This window comes from Sphingomonas sp. (genome assembly GCF_003248515.1).
Classification (GTDB): Bacteria; Pseudomonadota; Alphaproteobacteria; order Sphingomonadales; family Sphingomonadaceae; genus Sphingomonas_I.
Genome location: NZ_QFOB01000015.1, coordinates 1 through 15,198, shown reverse-complemented (window position 1 = coordinate 15,198; position 15,198 = coordinate 1). Strand labels below are relative to the sequence as shown.

The 15,198-nt window shown below is 67.0% G+C and carries 12 protein-coding genes; 6 read left to right on the top strand and 6 right to left on the bottom strand.

The window, feature by feature from the left end; all coding sequences use genetic code 11:
• The first annotated feature begins 96 nt into the window (after positions 1-96).
• The 3 genes from polA to DI605_RS18620 all read left to right on the top strand — a co-directional run bounded on the left by polA (position 97) and on the right by DI605_RS18620 (position 4,988).
• Positions 97-2,856 (top strand): DNA polymerase I, encoded by a 2,760-nt coding sequence (gene polA / locus DI605_RS18630; RefSeq protein WP_293976811.1) that lies wholly within the window; start codon positions 97-99, stop codon positions 2,854-2,856.
• Positions 2,857-3,009: 153 nt separating this feature from the next.
• A complete protein-coding gene (locus tag DI605_RS18625) occupies positions 3,010-4,539 on the top strand; it encodes a lipopolysaccharide biosynthesis protein (protein WP_293976810.1) in 1,530 nt (509 codons plus the stop codon).
• Between the two features lie 68 nt (positions 4,540-4,607).
• Positions 4,608-4,988 (top strand): VOC family protein, encoded by a 381-nt coding sequence (locus tag DI605_RS18620; protein WP_293976809.1) that lies wholly within the window; start codon positions 4,608-4,610, stop codon positions 4,986-4,988.
• 22 nt (positions 4,989-5,010) lie between these two features.
• Here the strand turns inward: DI605_RS18620 and DI605_RS18615 are convergent, their stop codons facing one another.
• From DI605_RS18615 to DI605_RS18595, 5 genes are all read right to left on the bottom strand, one after another.
• Entirely contained in the window at positions 5,011-6,294 is a 1,284-nt protein-coding gene (locus DI605_RS18615; RefSeq protein WP_293976808.1) for an MFS transporter, read from the bottom strand.
• Positions 6,295-6,366: 72 nt separating this feature from the next.
• The gene (locus DI605_RS18610) at positions 6,367-7,005 is read right to left on the bottom strand and encodes a GDSL-type esterase/lipase family protein (protein ID WP_293976807.1); all 639 of its coding nucleotides are present in this window, start codon (positions 7,003-7,005) and stop codon (positions 6,367-6,369) included.
• Positions 7,006-7,055: 50 nt separating this feature from the next.
• Positions 7,056-9,695 carry a TonB-dependent receptor gene (locus DI605_RS18605; protein ID WP_293976806.1) on the bottom strand — a complete coding sequence of 880 codons (2,640 nt, stop codon included), beginning with the start codon at positions 9,693-9,695 and terminating at the stop codon, positions 7,056-7,058.
• Positions 9,696-9,893: 198 nt separating this feature from the next.
• Positions 9,894-10,700, bottom strand: a complete 807-nt coding sequence (locus tag DI605_RS18600) for a class III extradiol ring-cleavage dioxygenase (RefSeq protein ID WP_293976805.1) — start codon at positions 10,698-10,700, stop codon at positions 9,894-9,896.
• On the bottom strand, positions 10,697-11,704 hold the full coding sequence (locus DI605_RS18595; RefSeq protein ID WP_293976804.1) for an LLM class flavin-dependent oxidoreductase: 1,008 nt from the start codon (positions 11,702-11,704) through the stop codon (positions 10,697-10,699). Before DI605_RS18595 ends, DI605_RS18600 begins: the two co-directional genes overlap by 4 nt.
• A gap of 170 nt (positions 11,705-11,874) precedes the next feature.
• Here DI605_RS18595 and DI605_RS18590 point away from each other — a divergent pair, with 170 nt between their 5' ends.
• Together DI605_RS18590 and DI605_RS18585 are read left to right on the top strand one after the other, a co-directional pair.
• Complete coding sequence (locus DI605_RS18590) at positions 11,875-12,981, top strand: NADH:flavin oxidoreductase/NADH oxidase (RefSeq protein ID WP_293976803.1); 1,107 nt, start codon at positions 11,875-11,877, stop codon at positions 12,979-12,981.
• 83 nt (positions 12,982-13,064) lie between these two features.
• Complete coding sequence (locus DI605_RS18585; RefSeq protein ID WP_293976802.1) at positions 13,065-14,126, top strand: NAD(P)-dependent alcohol dehydrogenase; 1,062 nt, start codon at positions 13,065-13,067, stop codon at positions 14,124-14,126.
• A gap of 63 nt (positions 14,127-14,189) precedes the next feature.
• On the opposite strand, the gene DI605_RS18580 is transcribed toward DI605_RS18585, so the two are convergent.
• Positions 14,190-14,780 (bottom strand): hypothetical protein, encoded by a 591-nt coding sequence (locus DI605_RS18580; RefSeq protein ID WP_293976801.1) that lies wholly within the window; start codon positions 14,778-14,780, stop codon positions 14,190-14,192.
• Here DI605_RS18580 and DI605_RS18575 point away from each other — a divergent pair.
• Entirely contained in the window at positions 14,770-15,093 is a 324-nt protein-coding gene (locus DI605_RS18575) for a hypothetical protein (RefSeq protein ID WP_293976800.1), read from the top strand. The genes DI605_RS18580 and DI605_RS18575 overlap by 11 nt on opposite strands.
• The last annotated feature ends 105 nt before the right edge of the window (positions 15,094-15,198 follow it).

Here is a 15,198-nt window from a genome sequence, read left to right as displayed (position 1 = left end):
CTGGTGCACGCGTAACACGCGCGGAGCGCGTGCCGTTCCTCTTCCCCCGATAAACGGGCGATGCAAGGGGCGAGAAGCGCTGCTACAAGCCGCGCGATGTCCGCCAATCACCTCTATCTGGTCGATGGCTCGGGATATATTTTCCGGGCTTATCATAGGCTTCCGCCGCTCACAAATCGCCATGGCGTGCCTGCGGGCGCCGTCTATGGCTTTACGACGATGTTGTGGAAACTGCTCGACGATCTCCACAAGGCCGATGGGCCGACTCATCTCGCGGTGATTCTGGATGCGTCCTCCAAGACGTTCCGCAACGACATGTACGATCAGTACAAGGCGCACCGGCCGCCACCGCCCGAGGATCTCGTTCCGCAATTCCCGCTGATCCGGGTCGCCACGCGCGCTTTCTCCGTGCCGTGCATCGAGGAGGAGGGGCTGGAAGCGGATGACATCATCGCCTGCTACGCGAAGGCCGCGCTGGAAGCGGGCTGGCAGGTGACGATCGTGTCGTCGGACAAGGATCTGATGCAGCTGATCGAGCCTGACCGGCTGGATCTCTATGATACGATGAACAATCGCCGGCTCGGTCGCGAGCATGTGCTGGAGAAATTCGGCGTCGAGCCCGCGCAGCTCGGCGACGTTCTGGCGCTGATGGGCGACAGCGTCGATAATGTGCCGGGCGTGCCCGGCGTCGGCCCCAAGACGGCGAGCGAGCTGATCCAGACCTATGGCGATCTGGAGGCCGTGCTGGCCGCCGCCCCCGACATCAAGAAGCCCAAGCTCCGCCAGAACCTGATCGATCATGCGGACAATGCGCGCCTCAGCCGCGAGCTGGTCCGCCTCGTAGATGATCGCCCGCTGCCCGAGCCGCTGGAAGATCTGGCGATGAAGGGCATCCCGCCCGAACCGCTGAAGGAATTTCTCGCCGACATGGGCTTCCGCTCGCTTCTGACGAAGCTGGCGGGCGCGGACGTGGCGACCGAGACGATCGCGCCGCGCGTCGAGGATGCGATCCCCTTCGTCCACAAGGATTATGAGACGGTCACGACCGAGGCGCAGCTCGACGCCTGGATCGCGGCGATCCGCGCGGCCAGCATCGTCGCGGTCGATACCGAGACCGATCACGTCGATTGCGTCCGCGCGAAGCTTGTCGGCATCAGCCTCGCCACCGAGCCTGGCCGGGCCTGTTACATTCCGTTGGCACACGGCCATGCCGGAGACGATCTGCTCGCGGAAAAGCCCGTGCAGCTCGATCAGGCACTGGTCCTCGCGAAGCTGGCGCCGCTGCTGGAGGATCCGTCGATCCTGAAGATCGGCCAGAATCTGAAATACGATCTCATCATGTTCCGCAAAAACGGCGCAAACATCGTCGCCTACGACGATACGATGCTTCTCTCCTACGATCTGGACGCCGGCCTTGGCGGCCATGGCATGGACGAACTGGCCAAGCGCCATCTCGATCATGTCTGCATCGATTTCAAAAGCGTGTGCGGCACCGGCAAGGCGCAGATCACCTTTGACAGGGTCGCGCTCGACCGCGCCACCGAATATGCGGCGGAGGATGCGGACGTCACGCTTCGCCTGTGGAAGCGCCTCAAGCCCCGCCTGCCCCGCGAATCCGCCACGCGCGTCTATGAACTGGTCGATCGCCCGCTCGTGCCCGTGCTGGCCGAGATGGAGCGCGCCGGCATCCTCGTCGATCGTGCCCAGCTGGCGAAGCTCTCGGCCGAATTCGGAGAGGAAATTCTGCGCCTCGAAGGCGTGATCCACGAAAAGGCGCAGGGGCCCTTCACCATCGGCAGCCCGAAGCAGCTTGGCGAGGTCCTGTTCGACCGGCTCGGCGCCGCCGGCGGGCGCAAGGGCAAGAGCGGCGTCTATTCCACCGATGTGAACGAACTGGAGCGGATCGGCGCGGGCGATGATGCGGCGGCCGAGGTTTCGCGCCTCGTGCTGGAATGGCGCCAGCTTTCGAAGCTGAAATCCACCTACACGGATGCGCTGCAGGAGCAGATCAACCCGGCCACGGGCCGCGTCCACACCAGCTTCTCCATGGCGGTCGCGCAGACCGGTCGCCTCTCCTCCACCGATCCCAACCTGCAGAACATCCCGATCCGCACCGATATCGGCCGCCGCATCCGGGAGGCTTTCGTGGCCCGACCCCGCCACAGCCTGATCTCGGCCGATTATTCCCAGATCGAACTGCGCCTGGCCGCGCACATGGCGGATGTGCCGCAGCTGCGCGAAGCCTTCGCCCAGGGCACGGATATCCACAATCTCACGGCGGAAGAGCTGTTCGGCGAGGTGAATCGCGAAACGCGGGGACGCGCCAAGACGATCAACTTCGCGATCCTCTACGGCATCTCCTCCTGGGGCCTCGCCGGCCGGCTGGGGGTCGATCGCAACGAGGCGCAGGCGATCATCGATCGCTATTTCGAGCGCTTTCCCGGCGTGCAGACCTATATTGCGGAAACGGTGGCGCAGGTGCGCGAGAAGGGCTTCGTCACCACGCTCTTCGGCCGCAAGACCCATCTTCCGGGGATCAAGGGCAAGACGGTGGGCGAGCGCCAGTCGGCCGAGCGGCAGGCGATCAACGCGCCGATCCAGGGCACCTGCGCCGATATCATCAAGCGGGCGATGATCCGCATGCCGGATGCACTGGCGCAGGCCGGGCTCGGCGGCACGCGCATGCTGCTGCAAGTGCATGACGAACTGGTGTTCGAGGCGCCCGATGCCGAGATCGAGGCAGCCAAGGCCGTGATCCGGCAGGTGATGGCCGGCGCGGCCGAGCCCTATCTCACGCTTTCCGTGCCGCTGGGCGTGGAGATCGGCCACGGGCCGAGCTGGGGCGCCGCGCATTGATTTCGCCTTCCAGCATTTTTGAAATGATCGGCCCATTCATTCCGTTCGCGCCCGGCGAAGGCGAAGGGCGTGCCGCAGGCGCCGCGCCCGCAGCCTGCGCCTCGGCGTCGCCCGGCGCGAAAGGCGCGAACGGCATTGTCGGTATCCCCGCCCATGGCTGATCCCACCCCCGATGGCCCCGGCGATATCGAGCAGCTCGCCAAGGGCGGCCGCACGAATTTCTTCGGGTTCCTGCTGCGCCTCGCGGCTCGCCTGCCCTTCCTGTTCATCGCCGGCCGCTGGTATGGCGCAGACGCGCTCGGCCGCTTCGCTTATGCCACGATCATCGTGGAATTTGCCGGGCAGCTGGCGACGATGGGCCTCAAGCGCGGCCTCGCCCAGCAGCTTTCCACCACGCATCGCCCGCACGTCCATGTCGTGTGGGATGCGCTGCTGGTGGCCTTCATCGCCTCGCTCGTCGCCTCGGGCGTGCTGATCGCCGTGCCCGAGATCATGTTTCCCAACAGCGCGATCAACGGCATGGATCGGCTGCTGGCGCTCACCATCTTCGGCTGGGCGGGATCGGATATCGCGCTGGCCGCGCTCGCCTATCGCGGCGACATCGGCGCCACCGTGCGCGCGCGATCCCTGATCGAGCCATGGACGATCAGCATCGCCGCCTTCGGCTTCGCTTTCTATTCCACGCGCGATGGCCTGATCCTGTCCTATGCGCTTTCGGCCATCGCCGCTTTCGGCGCCTCGCTGTGGCCGCTCTTCCGCACCTATGGCCGCCCGGATCAGTGGCGGCCGGAGCCGTTGCAGCTGGGCAGGACGGCGCTGCGCAACCTGCCCATCGCCGGCGCCGACGCGATCGAATGGGGATCGCGCCGCCTGGATATCGCGATGCTGGGGCTGTTCTTCTCACCCGCCATCGTCGGCATCTATTATGTCGCCCAGCAGGTGGCGAGCCTGCCCCAGAAGCTGAAGACCAGCTTCGATCCGATCCTGGGGCCCGTCATCACCCAGAATCTCGCCGAGGATAATCTGCAGGCGGTGGCGCGGCAGGTGCGGCAGGTGGGCTTCTGGATCATCGCGGCACAGCTCGGCATCGCCATCGCGCTCTCCATTCCCGGCAAGGCCGTGATGGGCCTCGTCGGCCCCAGCTTCGTGAGCGGCACGGGCGCGCTGGCCGTGCTGCTCGCGGCGGAGGCGATCGCCGCCACCGCCGTCGTCAGCGAAGCCGCGCTCATCTATGTCGCCGCCAAGCGGAACCTCGCCATCTCGCTCGCCATGATCGTCGGACAGGCCGTGCTGTCAGTGCTGCTCGTCTGGGCGTTGCGCGCGGCGCTGCCGCATGTGGCGCGCTGGGGCTGGATCAGGCCGCGCCCCGATCTGCACGATGATGTGATCGCCGCCGCCGGCCCGGCCATCGCGCTGATGCTGGCGCTGGGCGGCGCCTCCATCGCCAAGGCGCTGTTGCTGCGGCGCATCCTGCGCGCGAAGGTTTCGGGCTGGCGCTGGTCGCTCGTGTTTGCCGCGATCGTGGCCGGCGTGGCCGGCTGGGCCGTCACGCGCCTGCCGCATCATCTGGAATGGGTGGAGCTGGCCTTCGGCGTGCCGCTGATCCTGGGCGTCTATGGTGCGATCGTGTGGCGCTTCGGCTTCACCAGCGATGATCGCGCGCTCTTCCGGAAAAGCCCATAGGCCGCCGCTTGACAGGCTAGTCCCGCTCCGGAACGATGCGTGATCGCAAGATGCCGGGAGCGGCGCGCATGGAAGATCTGTCCAAGGCCGGGATCGTCGCCTTCGTCCATGTTTCCGATCGCGGGCGCGCGCTGGAATTCTACCGCGACAGGCTTGGCTTCACGCTCCGGAGCAGCGATCCGTTCGGCGATTTCCTCGATCTCGATCATGCGCTGCTGCGGATGACGGTGATCCCCGATTATGTCGCCCACCCGCATCCCGTGCTGGGCTGGAGCGTCACGGACATCCGCGCCGCCGTGGCCACGCTCACTGCGCGTGGCGTGACGCTCAATATCTATGAGGGGATCAATCAGGACGAGGACGGGATCTGGACCGCGCCGGACGGCCGGACGAAGGTCGCCTGGTTTCTCGATCCCGACGGCAATGTCCTGAGCCTCTCGCAGACCTGAATCCGATGGCAGAAAGCGGCGATCATCGCCCGATCGTGGAGGTTTTCCGCGTATCGCCCATCCGCACGAACACGATCAGCGAGATCGCGATCAGCCCGGCGACATACCAGTAGAAGCCCTGTTCCACGCCCATCGACTTGAACAGCAGGGCCACATATTCGGCCGTGCCGCCGAAGATGGCGTTGGCGATCGCATAAGGCAGCGCCACGCCCAGCGCGCGGATGTGCGCGGGGAACAGCTCCGCCTTCACCACAGCGTTGATCGCCGTGTAGCCGGAAACAGCGACCAGCCCGCACATCACAAGCACGAAGGCGAGCAGCGGATGCCCGCCAGTGCCTTCGATTGCGCGAAACAGCGGCACCGTGCCCAACGTGCCCAGCACGCCAAACGCGATCAGCAAAGGCCGCCGCCCGATCCGATCCGACAGGGCGCCCACGACAGGCTGGAGCAGCATGTAGCAGAAGAGCGCGGCTGCCATAATCAATGTGGCCGTCTTCACCGGAAAGCCGACCGTGTTGGCGAGATATTTCTGCATGTAGATCGAGTAGGCATAGAAAGCGACGGTGCCGCCCGCCGTGAGGCCGATGACGAGCGCCACAGCTTTCGGATGCTCGCGAAACAGAGAGAGTCCGCTCGATCTTGGCGCCTCGACCTTGGTGGCGAGGAAGTCCTGAGTTTCCTCCATCCGCCGTCGGATTAAGAACACCGCGATGGCGAGCGCGCCGCCGATGACGAATGGGACGCGCCAGCCCCATGCCTTAAGCTGTGCCTCGCTCAGCACGCTCTCCAACAGCAAAGCGAGGCACAGCGCCACGAGCTGCCCTGCGATCAGCGTGACATATTGGAAGCTCGAGAAGAAACCGCGATGCCGGCTGGTGGCGATTTCGGAAAGATAGGTGGCGCTCGCCCCATATTCGCCCCCCACCGAAAGGCCCTGCATCAGCCGCGCGATCAGCAGCATCGCAGGCGCCAGCACGCCCACCGTGGCGAAGGAAGGGGTGGCCGCGATCAGCAGGGATCCGGCACACATCAAGGTCACAGAAAGCGTGAGGCCGGCCTTGCGCCCGTGGCGATCGGCATAGACGCCCATGATCCATGCGCCCAGCGGCCGCATCACGAAGCCCACCGCGAAGATGGCGGCGGCGCTCAGCAATTGCGCGGTGGGATCGCTCTTCGGAAACAGCGCCGGCGCGAAATAGAGCGTGAAGGCCGAATAGGCATACCAATCATACCATTCGACCAGATTGCCGCCCGAAGCGCCGAGGATCGAGCGGATCGGCGTGCGCAGGGCGGTCTGGTCGGTCATGATGGCTCCCTCATGGCCCGGGGGTTTGCGGCATAGGGCGATGGGGGGCAAGGCCGCCCGCCGATCCGCCATTCACTCCGGCAAGGCCGCCGCCAGCGCGCGTTCGGCCTGCGCGCGGATCGCGTGATAGCCCGCCCGCGTCAGATGCACGCCGTCCGTCGTCAGTTCGCGCCTGATCCCGCCCATCCCGTCAGAAAGCGACGCCGCATAATCGACATGGACAGGGCCGCCCGGCCCGCACAGCCGCGCCACCCCCTCGCGCAGGATCGGCAGCAGGCCCGGCCGCCCGAACAGGGGCACGGCATTGGCGCCGATCGGCGGCGGGGCGGCCAGGATCACGGCGATGCCGGCCGCCTTCGCGCGGGCCGCCATATCGGCGATGTTGGCGATCGCCCGGCTGGCCTCCGGGCCGGGATCGCCATGCCACAGATCGTTCGTACCGGCCATGATGTGGACGACGCGCGGCGCCACCTTCAGCACATCCCGTTCGAAGCGCGCGCGCATGTCCGCACTTGTCTCGCCGCCTCTTCCCGCATTGCGCCGCCGCTTGCCCCGGAAGAAGCCGGGATCATGCTCCAGCCATTGCTCGGTGATCGAATCCCCGAGAAACACCGCGATCGGGCGCCGCCCGTGCGCGCGATGCGCCATCCACATCGCCCTGACGCGTGCGCGTTCCGCCTTGCGCAGCGCCCTTCGGATGATCGCGCTCACGCCAGCCCCCGTTTACAGTCGCCCGTCATTCTAGCGATGCGCGACCGCGCCTAGAAGCTTTTCCGCGCCGTCAGCCCCCATGTTCGCGGTTCGCCGAGGAAGGCGCCGAAGAGTTGGGTGGATGTCGTGCCGAACGCCGTCACCGCCGCGGCCGTGCCCGGCACGCCGCCCGAACCGCCACCCTGAAGCGGCTCGCTGAACGCCACCTGCCGATAGGTCACGTTAAACAGATTCTGCGCCCACAGCTCCAGGCTCCAGCCCGACGTGGCGGTGAGCCCGATCTTCGCGTCGACCAGCCCGAAGCCCTTCTGCGCCTTTTCCGTCAGCAGATCCGATCCGGTATTGATCCGGCTCTGATAACGCGCGCCGACATAGGCCAGCGCGCGCAGCCGATCGCCGATCGCCGGCGTCCACCGCACCGATCCGGTGGCGGTATAAGCGGGCGCATTGGAAAGGCGCGATCCGGGCAGCAGGAACAGCACCGGTGGCAGCGAATTGTCGCCGGTCAGCGCATCGGGCGAGCCGACAATGTCCTTGGCATAGCGCGTGTCGGCATAGGTGAAGCCGGCGGCCAGCAGCCAGTCCGCCGCCGGCCGCAGCGCGGCATCCAGCTCCACGCCCTTCGAGATCACGCCCGCCTTCGTATCGGAGCAGGCGGAATTGGCGGCGATCGTGTCGGAATCGCGATTGCCGAGCGATGCCTTGCAGCCCTGCACGTTGGAAACGATGAAATTCGTGCCCGTATAGGAATTGAGCTGGAAGTTGCGGAACGCCTGGTGGAACAGGGCGATATCCAGATCGAACAGGCGCCGGTGCAGCTTCGCGCCCAGCTCGAACGCATCCACCGTCTCGGGCGCGAAACCCAGGCTGGTGGTGGGAAGCTGCTGGAGGCGTCCGGTGTTGAACAGGCCGCCCCGATCGAGATTGAAGCCCCCCGCCTTGTAGCCGCGCGACCAGCTCGCATAGACGTTCGCGCCCGCCGCGATCCGATAGCCCAGCGCCGCCGTGCCCGACCAGCGATGCTCGGTCCGGCGCTGCGAGATAGCTCCGTTGACGCTATTGATGTTGCAGGGATAGCCGGTCAGCGGCGCCAGGACCGAATTGGCGAGCGTCGTGGCCGCCGCCGTGCCCAGCGCGCGCAGGCGGGCGATATTGTCGATATAGACGCCGCAGGCGCTGTTCGAGGCGAGGCTCGCATCCAGCGTCTTGCGATCCCGCGTATAGCGCGCGCCCAGCGTTAGCGAGAGGCGATCCGTGATGCGCAGGATATCGTGGGTGAACAGCGCCTGGTTGCTGTCATGCTGGCGGAAGCGATCCAGTTCGCCCGTACCCGCCAGCGGCACATTCCGTACCTGTGCCGCCAGCGCCGCCCCGCCATAGGCCTGCGCGAAGCCGGAAAGGTTCGCGAAGCCATAAGCGGGAAAGCTCGCAAAGGCCCCGCCCAGCGCGCCGATCCGCGCCGAGGCGAAGCGATCATAATCGGCGCCATAGGCCATATTGTCCTGAAGCGTCAGCCGCTCCTCTCCCCAATAGCCGCCGACCAGCCAATCGAGCCGGCCGCCCAGCGCATCGCCCCGCGCGCGCACTTCCTGGCTGAAATTGCGGAAGCGGATGAAGCCCGTGCCATCGCTCGGCCGCCGGATCAGATCGAGGCTCGAGAAATCCGCATCCTGCCCGCGGACGAACGTGTTGGATCGCCAGGCCGTGATGCTGTCGATCGTCACGCCGCCCAGCGTCTTCGTCGCGTTCAGCGCGATGCCGCCGTCCTTCACGTCCTGACGGAAGCTCTGGCCGGGCGACAGCGCGACCTTGCGCTCGCTCAGCCCCTCCAGCACCTGCCCGCCCGGCATCGCGCGGATCAGCGCCGCGATCGAGGATGGCGCGGAGACGAGGCCGCCGCCGCCCGCGCCCGGCGTGGTGCTGCGCAGATCGCGGACGACGCTGTACACGCCGGCGCAGCATTCCTCGTCGCGCCTGGCGACATCCACGGTCAGCGTCGCGGCGAAGGTCGCGTCCGGCTCCCATTTCAGCTTGCCGCGCGCGAGCCAGCGATCGCGATTGTTGATGTGCCTGCCCGAGACGACATCCTCGATGGAGCCCCTGCGCTTCACATAGACGCCATCGATCCGCGCGGAGAATTGATCGCCCAGCGGCCCGGTGATCCCGGCCGAGAGCCGCCGGTAATCATAATTGCCGACGCTCGCCTCGGCATAGCCGCCCAATGTCCGCGAGGGCTGGGCCGTCACCACGTTGATGAGCCCGGCCGACGCGTTACGCCCGAAAAGGGTGCCCTGCGGCCCGCGCAGCACCTCGATCCGCTCCAGCGGCCCAAGCTCCGTCAGCGCCACCGCCGCGCGGGCGCGATAGACGCCATCCACGAAGGTCGCGACCGAGCTTTCCAGCCCGGCATTGTCGCCGACCGTGCCGATGCCCCGGATGCGCGCGCCCCCGCCGCCCGATTCATTGGAGGACGAGGAAACGAGGAGCGAGGGCGCGAGCATGTTGAGCGTGCGGATATCGATCACGGCGCCGGCCCGGATCGCCTCGGCATCGATCGTCGTCATCGCCACGGGCACGTCGCCGGCCGGCGTGGGCCGCTGCGTCGCTGTCACCACGATCTCCGCGCCGGCGGCGGGCATGGCATCGGCGGCCCCGGCGGCATTGGCCGCCAGCAGAGCGATCGCAAACATCGGTCCTCCCCTCGTCTTTACGGGCGGCCCCTAGCAGCCCCCGGCGGCAAGGCGAGTGCAATCTTGCGAAGATGCGAAGCGAAGTTTGCGGAATGAGCGAGGCGGCCCCGTGCCCGGATGGCGCCTTAGCAGGGCCAGCCGGAGAGGGGATCCGCGATCGGATTGGCGCGGGACAAGATAAACTTGTCGCCGGGACAATCAGTCGAAGCGATAGCCCGATATCCGTGTCGCGAGCACTTCGCCGCCGAAGATCCGCTCGCCCGGCCCGGCGGCGGCACCCGCCGCCACCATCAGCGGGATCAGATGCTCCTCGCGGGGATGCGAGAAGGCGCCCGCCGGCGCCGCGCGCCACCCGCCCAGCGCGGCATCGCGCGACGGGCCGGTCTTGCCCGTGGCCTCCGTAAGCCACGCATCGAACTGCGCCGAGGGATCCAGCGCGCGAGGATCGCCATAGGCCCTCATATTATGGAAGCTCATCCCCGAGCCCACGATCAGCACGCCTTCGTCCCGCAGCGGCGCGAGCGCGCGGCCCGCCGCGATGTGCAGCGCCGGATCGAGCGAACGATCCACCGACATCTCGACCACGGGCACGTCCGCCTCCGGCCAGGCGACCTTGAGGGGCACGAAGACACCATGATCCAGCCCGCGCCCGGCATCGACATGCGCGCCAATCCCGGCCTCTTCCAGCAGGCGCGCCGCACGCGCGGCCAGCGCCGGATCGCCCGGTGCCGGGAAGGTCAACTGGTAGGTGTGCGGCGGAAAGCCATAATAATCATAGACGAGCGAGGGCGCGGCAGAGCCTGTGAAGGCGAAGCCCTGCGTCTCCCAATGGCCCGATACCAGCAGGATGGCCCTGGGCGGCTCCGGCAGCATCGCGGGAAGGCCGCGCAGGAACGCCGCCATTTCGGTCCACATGCCGCGTGGATCTTCCATGAAGAAGCAGGGGCCGCCACCGTGCGGGATATAGAGCGTCGGCTGGCGCGCAATGGTCATGACGTCGTTCATTCGGCAGCCTCCGCCAGCCCGGTTGCGCCTGCCGCCTCCGCGATCAGGCGATAGCTCCGCTTGCGCAGATCATGATCGTAGACGTCGGAAACGATGATGAGTTCGTCCGCCTGCGTTTCCGCCACCAGCGCCGCGATCCCGGCGGCCACCGTCTCCGGCCCGCCATAGATGGCGCGGGCGAGAAAGCCCTGCGCCTGCGCCTTTTCCTGCGGCGTCCAGTAGCTGTCGATATCGTCGATCGGCGGCTGGCTCAGCCCGCGCGCGCCGCGAAACAGATTGGCGATCGCCATCTGCTGTGTCGTCGCCAGGAAGCGCGCCTCCTCATCGGTCGGCGCGGCGATGATGTTCACGCCCACCATCGCGTGCGGCCGCGCGGCCTGCGCCGAAGGCTGGAAGCGCTCGCGATAGATTTGCAGCGCGGGCAGCAGCGCCTGCGGCGCGAAATGGGAGGCGAAACCATATGGCAGCCCCAGATGCGCGGCCAGTTGCGCGCCGAACAGGCTGGAGCCCAGAATCCACAGCGGCACGTGGCTGTTCGTGCCCGGCACGGCCTGCACGCGCTGGCCCGGCTGGAGGGGGCCGAGCAGTTGCTGCAATTCCTGCACGTCCTGCGGGAAATGTTCGGAGGCGGAGGGATCGCGGCGCAGCGCGCGCAGCGTGATCTGGTCCGTGCCCGGCGCCCGGCCCAGCCCCAGATCGATCCGGCCCGGAAACAGGGCTTCCAGCGTGCCGAACTGTTCGGCGATCACCACGGGGGAATGATTGGGCAGCATGATCCCGCCCGCCCCCACACGGATGCGGCGCGAGCCGGCCGCGACATGCGCGATCGCGATCGAGGTGGCCGCCGATGCGATGCCGGGCATGTTGTGATGTTCGGCCATCCAGAAACGGGTATAGCCCAGCGTCTCGGCATGGGCCGCAAGATCGCGCGCCTCGTCCAGCGCCTGGCGCGCATCGCCCCGTTCGCGGATGCGAACGAGATCAAGGATCGAGATTGCAACCATCCACGTGTCTCCTACGCTCGCCACTTAGGTAGTCGCGCGGGGGATTGAAAGCTACCTTTCGGTACATAAATGGCCGCTCGCCCACTTTTGCCCTTGTTCGGCATAGGCGGACCGAAGAGGCGGCGTAGGTTCGCATGCCCGTCGTGATTCACATTGTGAGGGAGTATTTCATGGCATCGAAATTGTTCACGCCGCTCAACGTCGGCGGGCTGGAGCTGGCGAACCGCATCGTCATCGCGCCCATGTGCCAATATTCCGCCGAGGATGGCGCGATGACGGACTGGCATCAGCAGCATCTGGGCCAGCTCGCCCAATCCGGCGCGGCCCTGCTCACGGTCGAGGCCACGGCCATCCTGCCCGAAGGCCGGATCAGCTATGGCGATGTCGGCCTGTGGGACGATCGCACCGAGGCGGCGATGGGCAAGGTCTTACAGAGCATCCGTCGCTGGTCCCCCATCCCGATCGCCATCCAGCTCAGCCATGCCGGCCGCAAGGCATCCACCGATCTGCCCTGGAAGGGCGGCGCGCAGATCGCGCCCGATGCGGAGAATGGCTGGCAGACCGTGTCCGCTTCCTCCGAGCCATTTACGGCGGGCGATGCCCCCTCCGTCGCGCTCGACAAGGCAGGGCTTGCCCGCATCCGCGATGCCTTTGTCGAGGCCACGCGCCGCGCCGATCGGCTGGGCATCGATGCGATCCAGCTTCATGGCGCCCACGGCTATCTGATCCACCAGTTCCTCTCGCCCCTCTCCAACCGGCGCGAGGACGAATATGGCGGCAGCCTGGAAAACCGCATGCGCTTCCCGCTCGAAATTTTCGACGCGGTCCGCGCCGTCTGGCCGGCCGAAAAGCCCGTCACCATCCGCGTTTCCGGCACGGACTGGGTCGAGGGGGGCTGGGATATCGAGCAGACCATCGCCTTCGCCAAGGCGCTGGAAGCACGCGGCTGCGCAGCCATCCATGTTTCCTCCGGCGGCCTCGATCCGCGCCAGAAGATCCCGGTGGGGCCGGGCTATCAGGTGTCGCTGGCCCGTGCGGTGAAGAAGGCGGTGAGCATCCCCGTCGTCACCGTCGGGCTCATCACCGATTATGACCATGCCGAGGCGATCGTGGCCACGGGCGATGCCGATCTGGTCGCGCTCGCCCGCACGATCCTCTATGATCCGCGCTGGCCCTGGCATGCCGCGGCCCATCTTGGCGCGCATGTTTCGGCCGCCCCGCAATATCTCCGTTCGCAACCGAACCGGTATCGCGATCTTTTCTCTACCGGGCGGTAGAGAAATATCGTCCCTGTCGCTATATTCGGGGTCGCGCCTTCGCGGGCGCGACCCCGAATAACGCCCAGCCCCAGGGACGATTCATGCCCAGCCAAGCCAAAGCTTTCGCGGCCCAGTCCGCCACCACACCGCTTGCGCCGTTCAGCTTCGAACGGCGCGATCCGCTGCCCACCGATGTCGCGATCGATATCGCCTATTGCGGCGTCTGCCATTCCGATCTCCACACCGCGCGCGGCGAATGGCACGGCACGGTCTTTCCGTGCGTGCCGGGCCATGAGATCGTCGGCCGCGTCACCGCGATCGGCGACGAGGTGACCAAATTCGCCGTGGGCGATGTCGTCGGCGTGGGCTGCATGGTCGATAGCTGCGGCACCTGCCCTTCCTGCACGGATGGCGAGGAGCAATATTGCACCACCACCGGCTTCGTCGGCACCTATAACGGGCGAGACAGGCATTCGGGCGGCCACACCCTAGGCGGCTATTCCGACAAAATCGTGGTGGATCAGCATTTCGTGCTGAAGATCGCGCATGCCGAGCCTGATCTGGCGGCGGTCGCCCCGCTGCTCTGCGCCGGCATCACCACCTATTCCCCGCTCAAGCATTGGGGCGCCGGCCCCGGCAGGAAGGTGGGCGTCGTCGGCCTCGGCGGGCTCGGCCATATGGGCGTGAAGATCGCGGCGGCGATGGGCGCGCATGTCGTGGCCTTCACCACTTCGCCCTCCAAGATCGATGATGCGAAGACGCTGGGTGCGCACGAGGTGGTCGTCTCGCGAAATCCGGACGAGATGGCGGCGCATGCCGGCAGCTTCGACATGATCCTCAATACGGTGGCGGCGGCGCATGATCTGGATGCCTTCACCAGCCTGCTGAAGCGCGACGGACCGCTCGTGCTGGTCGGCGTGCCGGAACATCCCCACCCGTCGCCCAACGTGGGCAATCTGATCTTCCAGCGCCGCGCCATCGCCGGATCTCTGATCGGCGGCATCGCCGAAACGCAGGAGATGCTCGATTTCTGCGCCGAGCATGGCCTGACCGCCGATATCGAGATGATCCCGATCCAGCAGATCGAAGCGGCCTATGATCGGATGGTGAAGAGCGACGTGAAATATCGCTTCGTGATCGATATGGCGTCGCTCGCGGGCTGATCGCGGCCGCTCTTCCCGCCTCCCCCCTCTTCCCGCCTCCCCCAGGGGCGGGCCTGCCCGGGTTCAGCTTTTCTCGGGCAGGCTCCGCGCCTTGGCGGGGAGGAGGCGTGCCTCCGCCGGCATCCTGCCGCGCAGCGCATAGACGAGCCGCCAGTTCTTGTGGAAATGGACCGCTCCCACCCGTCGATAATCACGGGCGAGCGCGGTACGCACGATCTCCCACGTCACGGGATTGCGATCGCGCGCGGGGCGATCCGTGACCACCACCACGCTCGGCCGCGTCGCCATGACGCGGCGCACCTCCGTCGCCTGATCCACGCCGATCGCGGGCGCCTCCTTGTTTTCCGCCAGATGCAGGGGGAAAGCATAAGGCGTCGCCAGCCGGGCGCCGGTGAGCAGATAGAGGATCGGCTCGCCATCGAACACGAACAGACGATCATGGAGGTGCGGGCGGATCGCCGCGACCACGTCAGCCACACGATCCTCGCCGCCGCGCAGGCGCCCGCGCTGCATGCTGATTCCGGCCGCGATCACGAGGCCCAGCCCCAGCACCGCCACGGCGCGCCAGCGATCGCGCCGCCCGACATCGAAGGTGGCCGCCGCGAACACGGAGAGCGGGGTGACCAGCGGCAGGAAATAATGTTTGAAATCCATTTCATCGCTTCTGCTCGCCGGTTTCGCGTTCGCGATGCCGGCAGCAGCAAGCGCGGCGCCGGCCAGCCCGGTCCTGCTCGCGATGGCGAGCTTTGCCGGCGAGACCGCCGGAGCCGACGCCGCGCACCGCGCCGCGGAGAAGACCGCGCACTACCGCGCGCACGCCCACCACAAGGGCAAGTGCAAGGATTGCGCGGACTGCCGGGAGTGTGACGACTGCGACAAGGTGGCGAAGGCGACGCCGACCAACGAGGAACGCGCCGGCATCTGCGACCCGACCACCCATGCCAAGGGAGCGAAGGCCGGTGCGTAACGCTGCCCGTCTTTTCGCCGTGACGGCCGCACTCGCGGCCGTCACCCCTTCCACCCTCCTCGCGCAGAAACTGGGGCAGGGCGGCACCGGCGTCGACGAGACGAC

What these genes read in the sequence shown, in the direction of transcription:
- DI605_RS18595 (WP_293976804.1), bottom strand. Translation starts at nt 11,704, where the DNA reads ATGGTTGCAATCTCGATCCTTGATCTCGTTCGCATCCGCGAACGGGGC.
- DI605_RS18600 (WP_293976805.1), bottom strand. Translation starts at nt 10,700, where the DNA reads ATGAACGACGTCATGACCATTGCGCGCCAGCCGACGCTCTATATCCCG.
- DI605_RS18585 (WP_293976802.1), top strand. Translation starts at nt 13,065, where the DNA reads ATGCCCAGCCAAGCCAAAGCTTTCGCGGCCCAGTCCGCCACCACACCG.
- DI605_RS18580 (WP_293976801.1), bottom strand. Translation starts at nt 14,780, where the DNA reads ATGGATTTCAAACATTATTTCCTGCCGCTGGTCACCCCGCTCTCCGTG.
- DI605_RS18620 (WP_293976809.1), top strand. Translation starts at nt 4,608, where the DNA reads ATGGAAGATCTGTCCAAGGCCGGGATCGTCGCCTTCGTCCATGTTTCC.
- DI605_RS18605 (WP_293976806.1), bottom strand. Translation starts at nt 9,695, where the DNA reads ATGTTTGCGATCGCTCTGCTGGCGGCCAATGCCGCCGGGGCCGCCGAT.
- DI605_RS18625 (WP_293976810.1), top strand. Translation starts at nt 3,010, where the DNA reads ATGGCTGATCCCACCCCCGATGGCCCCGGCGATATCGAGCAGCTCGCC.
- polA (WP_293976811.1), top strand. Translation starts at nt 97, where the DNA reads ATGTCCGCCAATCACCTCTATCTGGTCGATGGCTCGGGATATATTTTC.
- DI605_RS18615 (WP_293976808.1), bottom strand. Translation starts at nt 6,294, where the DNA reads ATGACCGACCAGACCGCCCTGCGCACGCCGATCCGCTCGATCCTCGGC.
- DI605_RS18590 (WP_293976803.1), top strand. Translation starts at nt 11,875, where the DNA reads ATGGCATCGAAATTGTTCACGCCGCTCAACGTCGGCGGGCTGGAGCTG.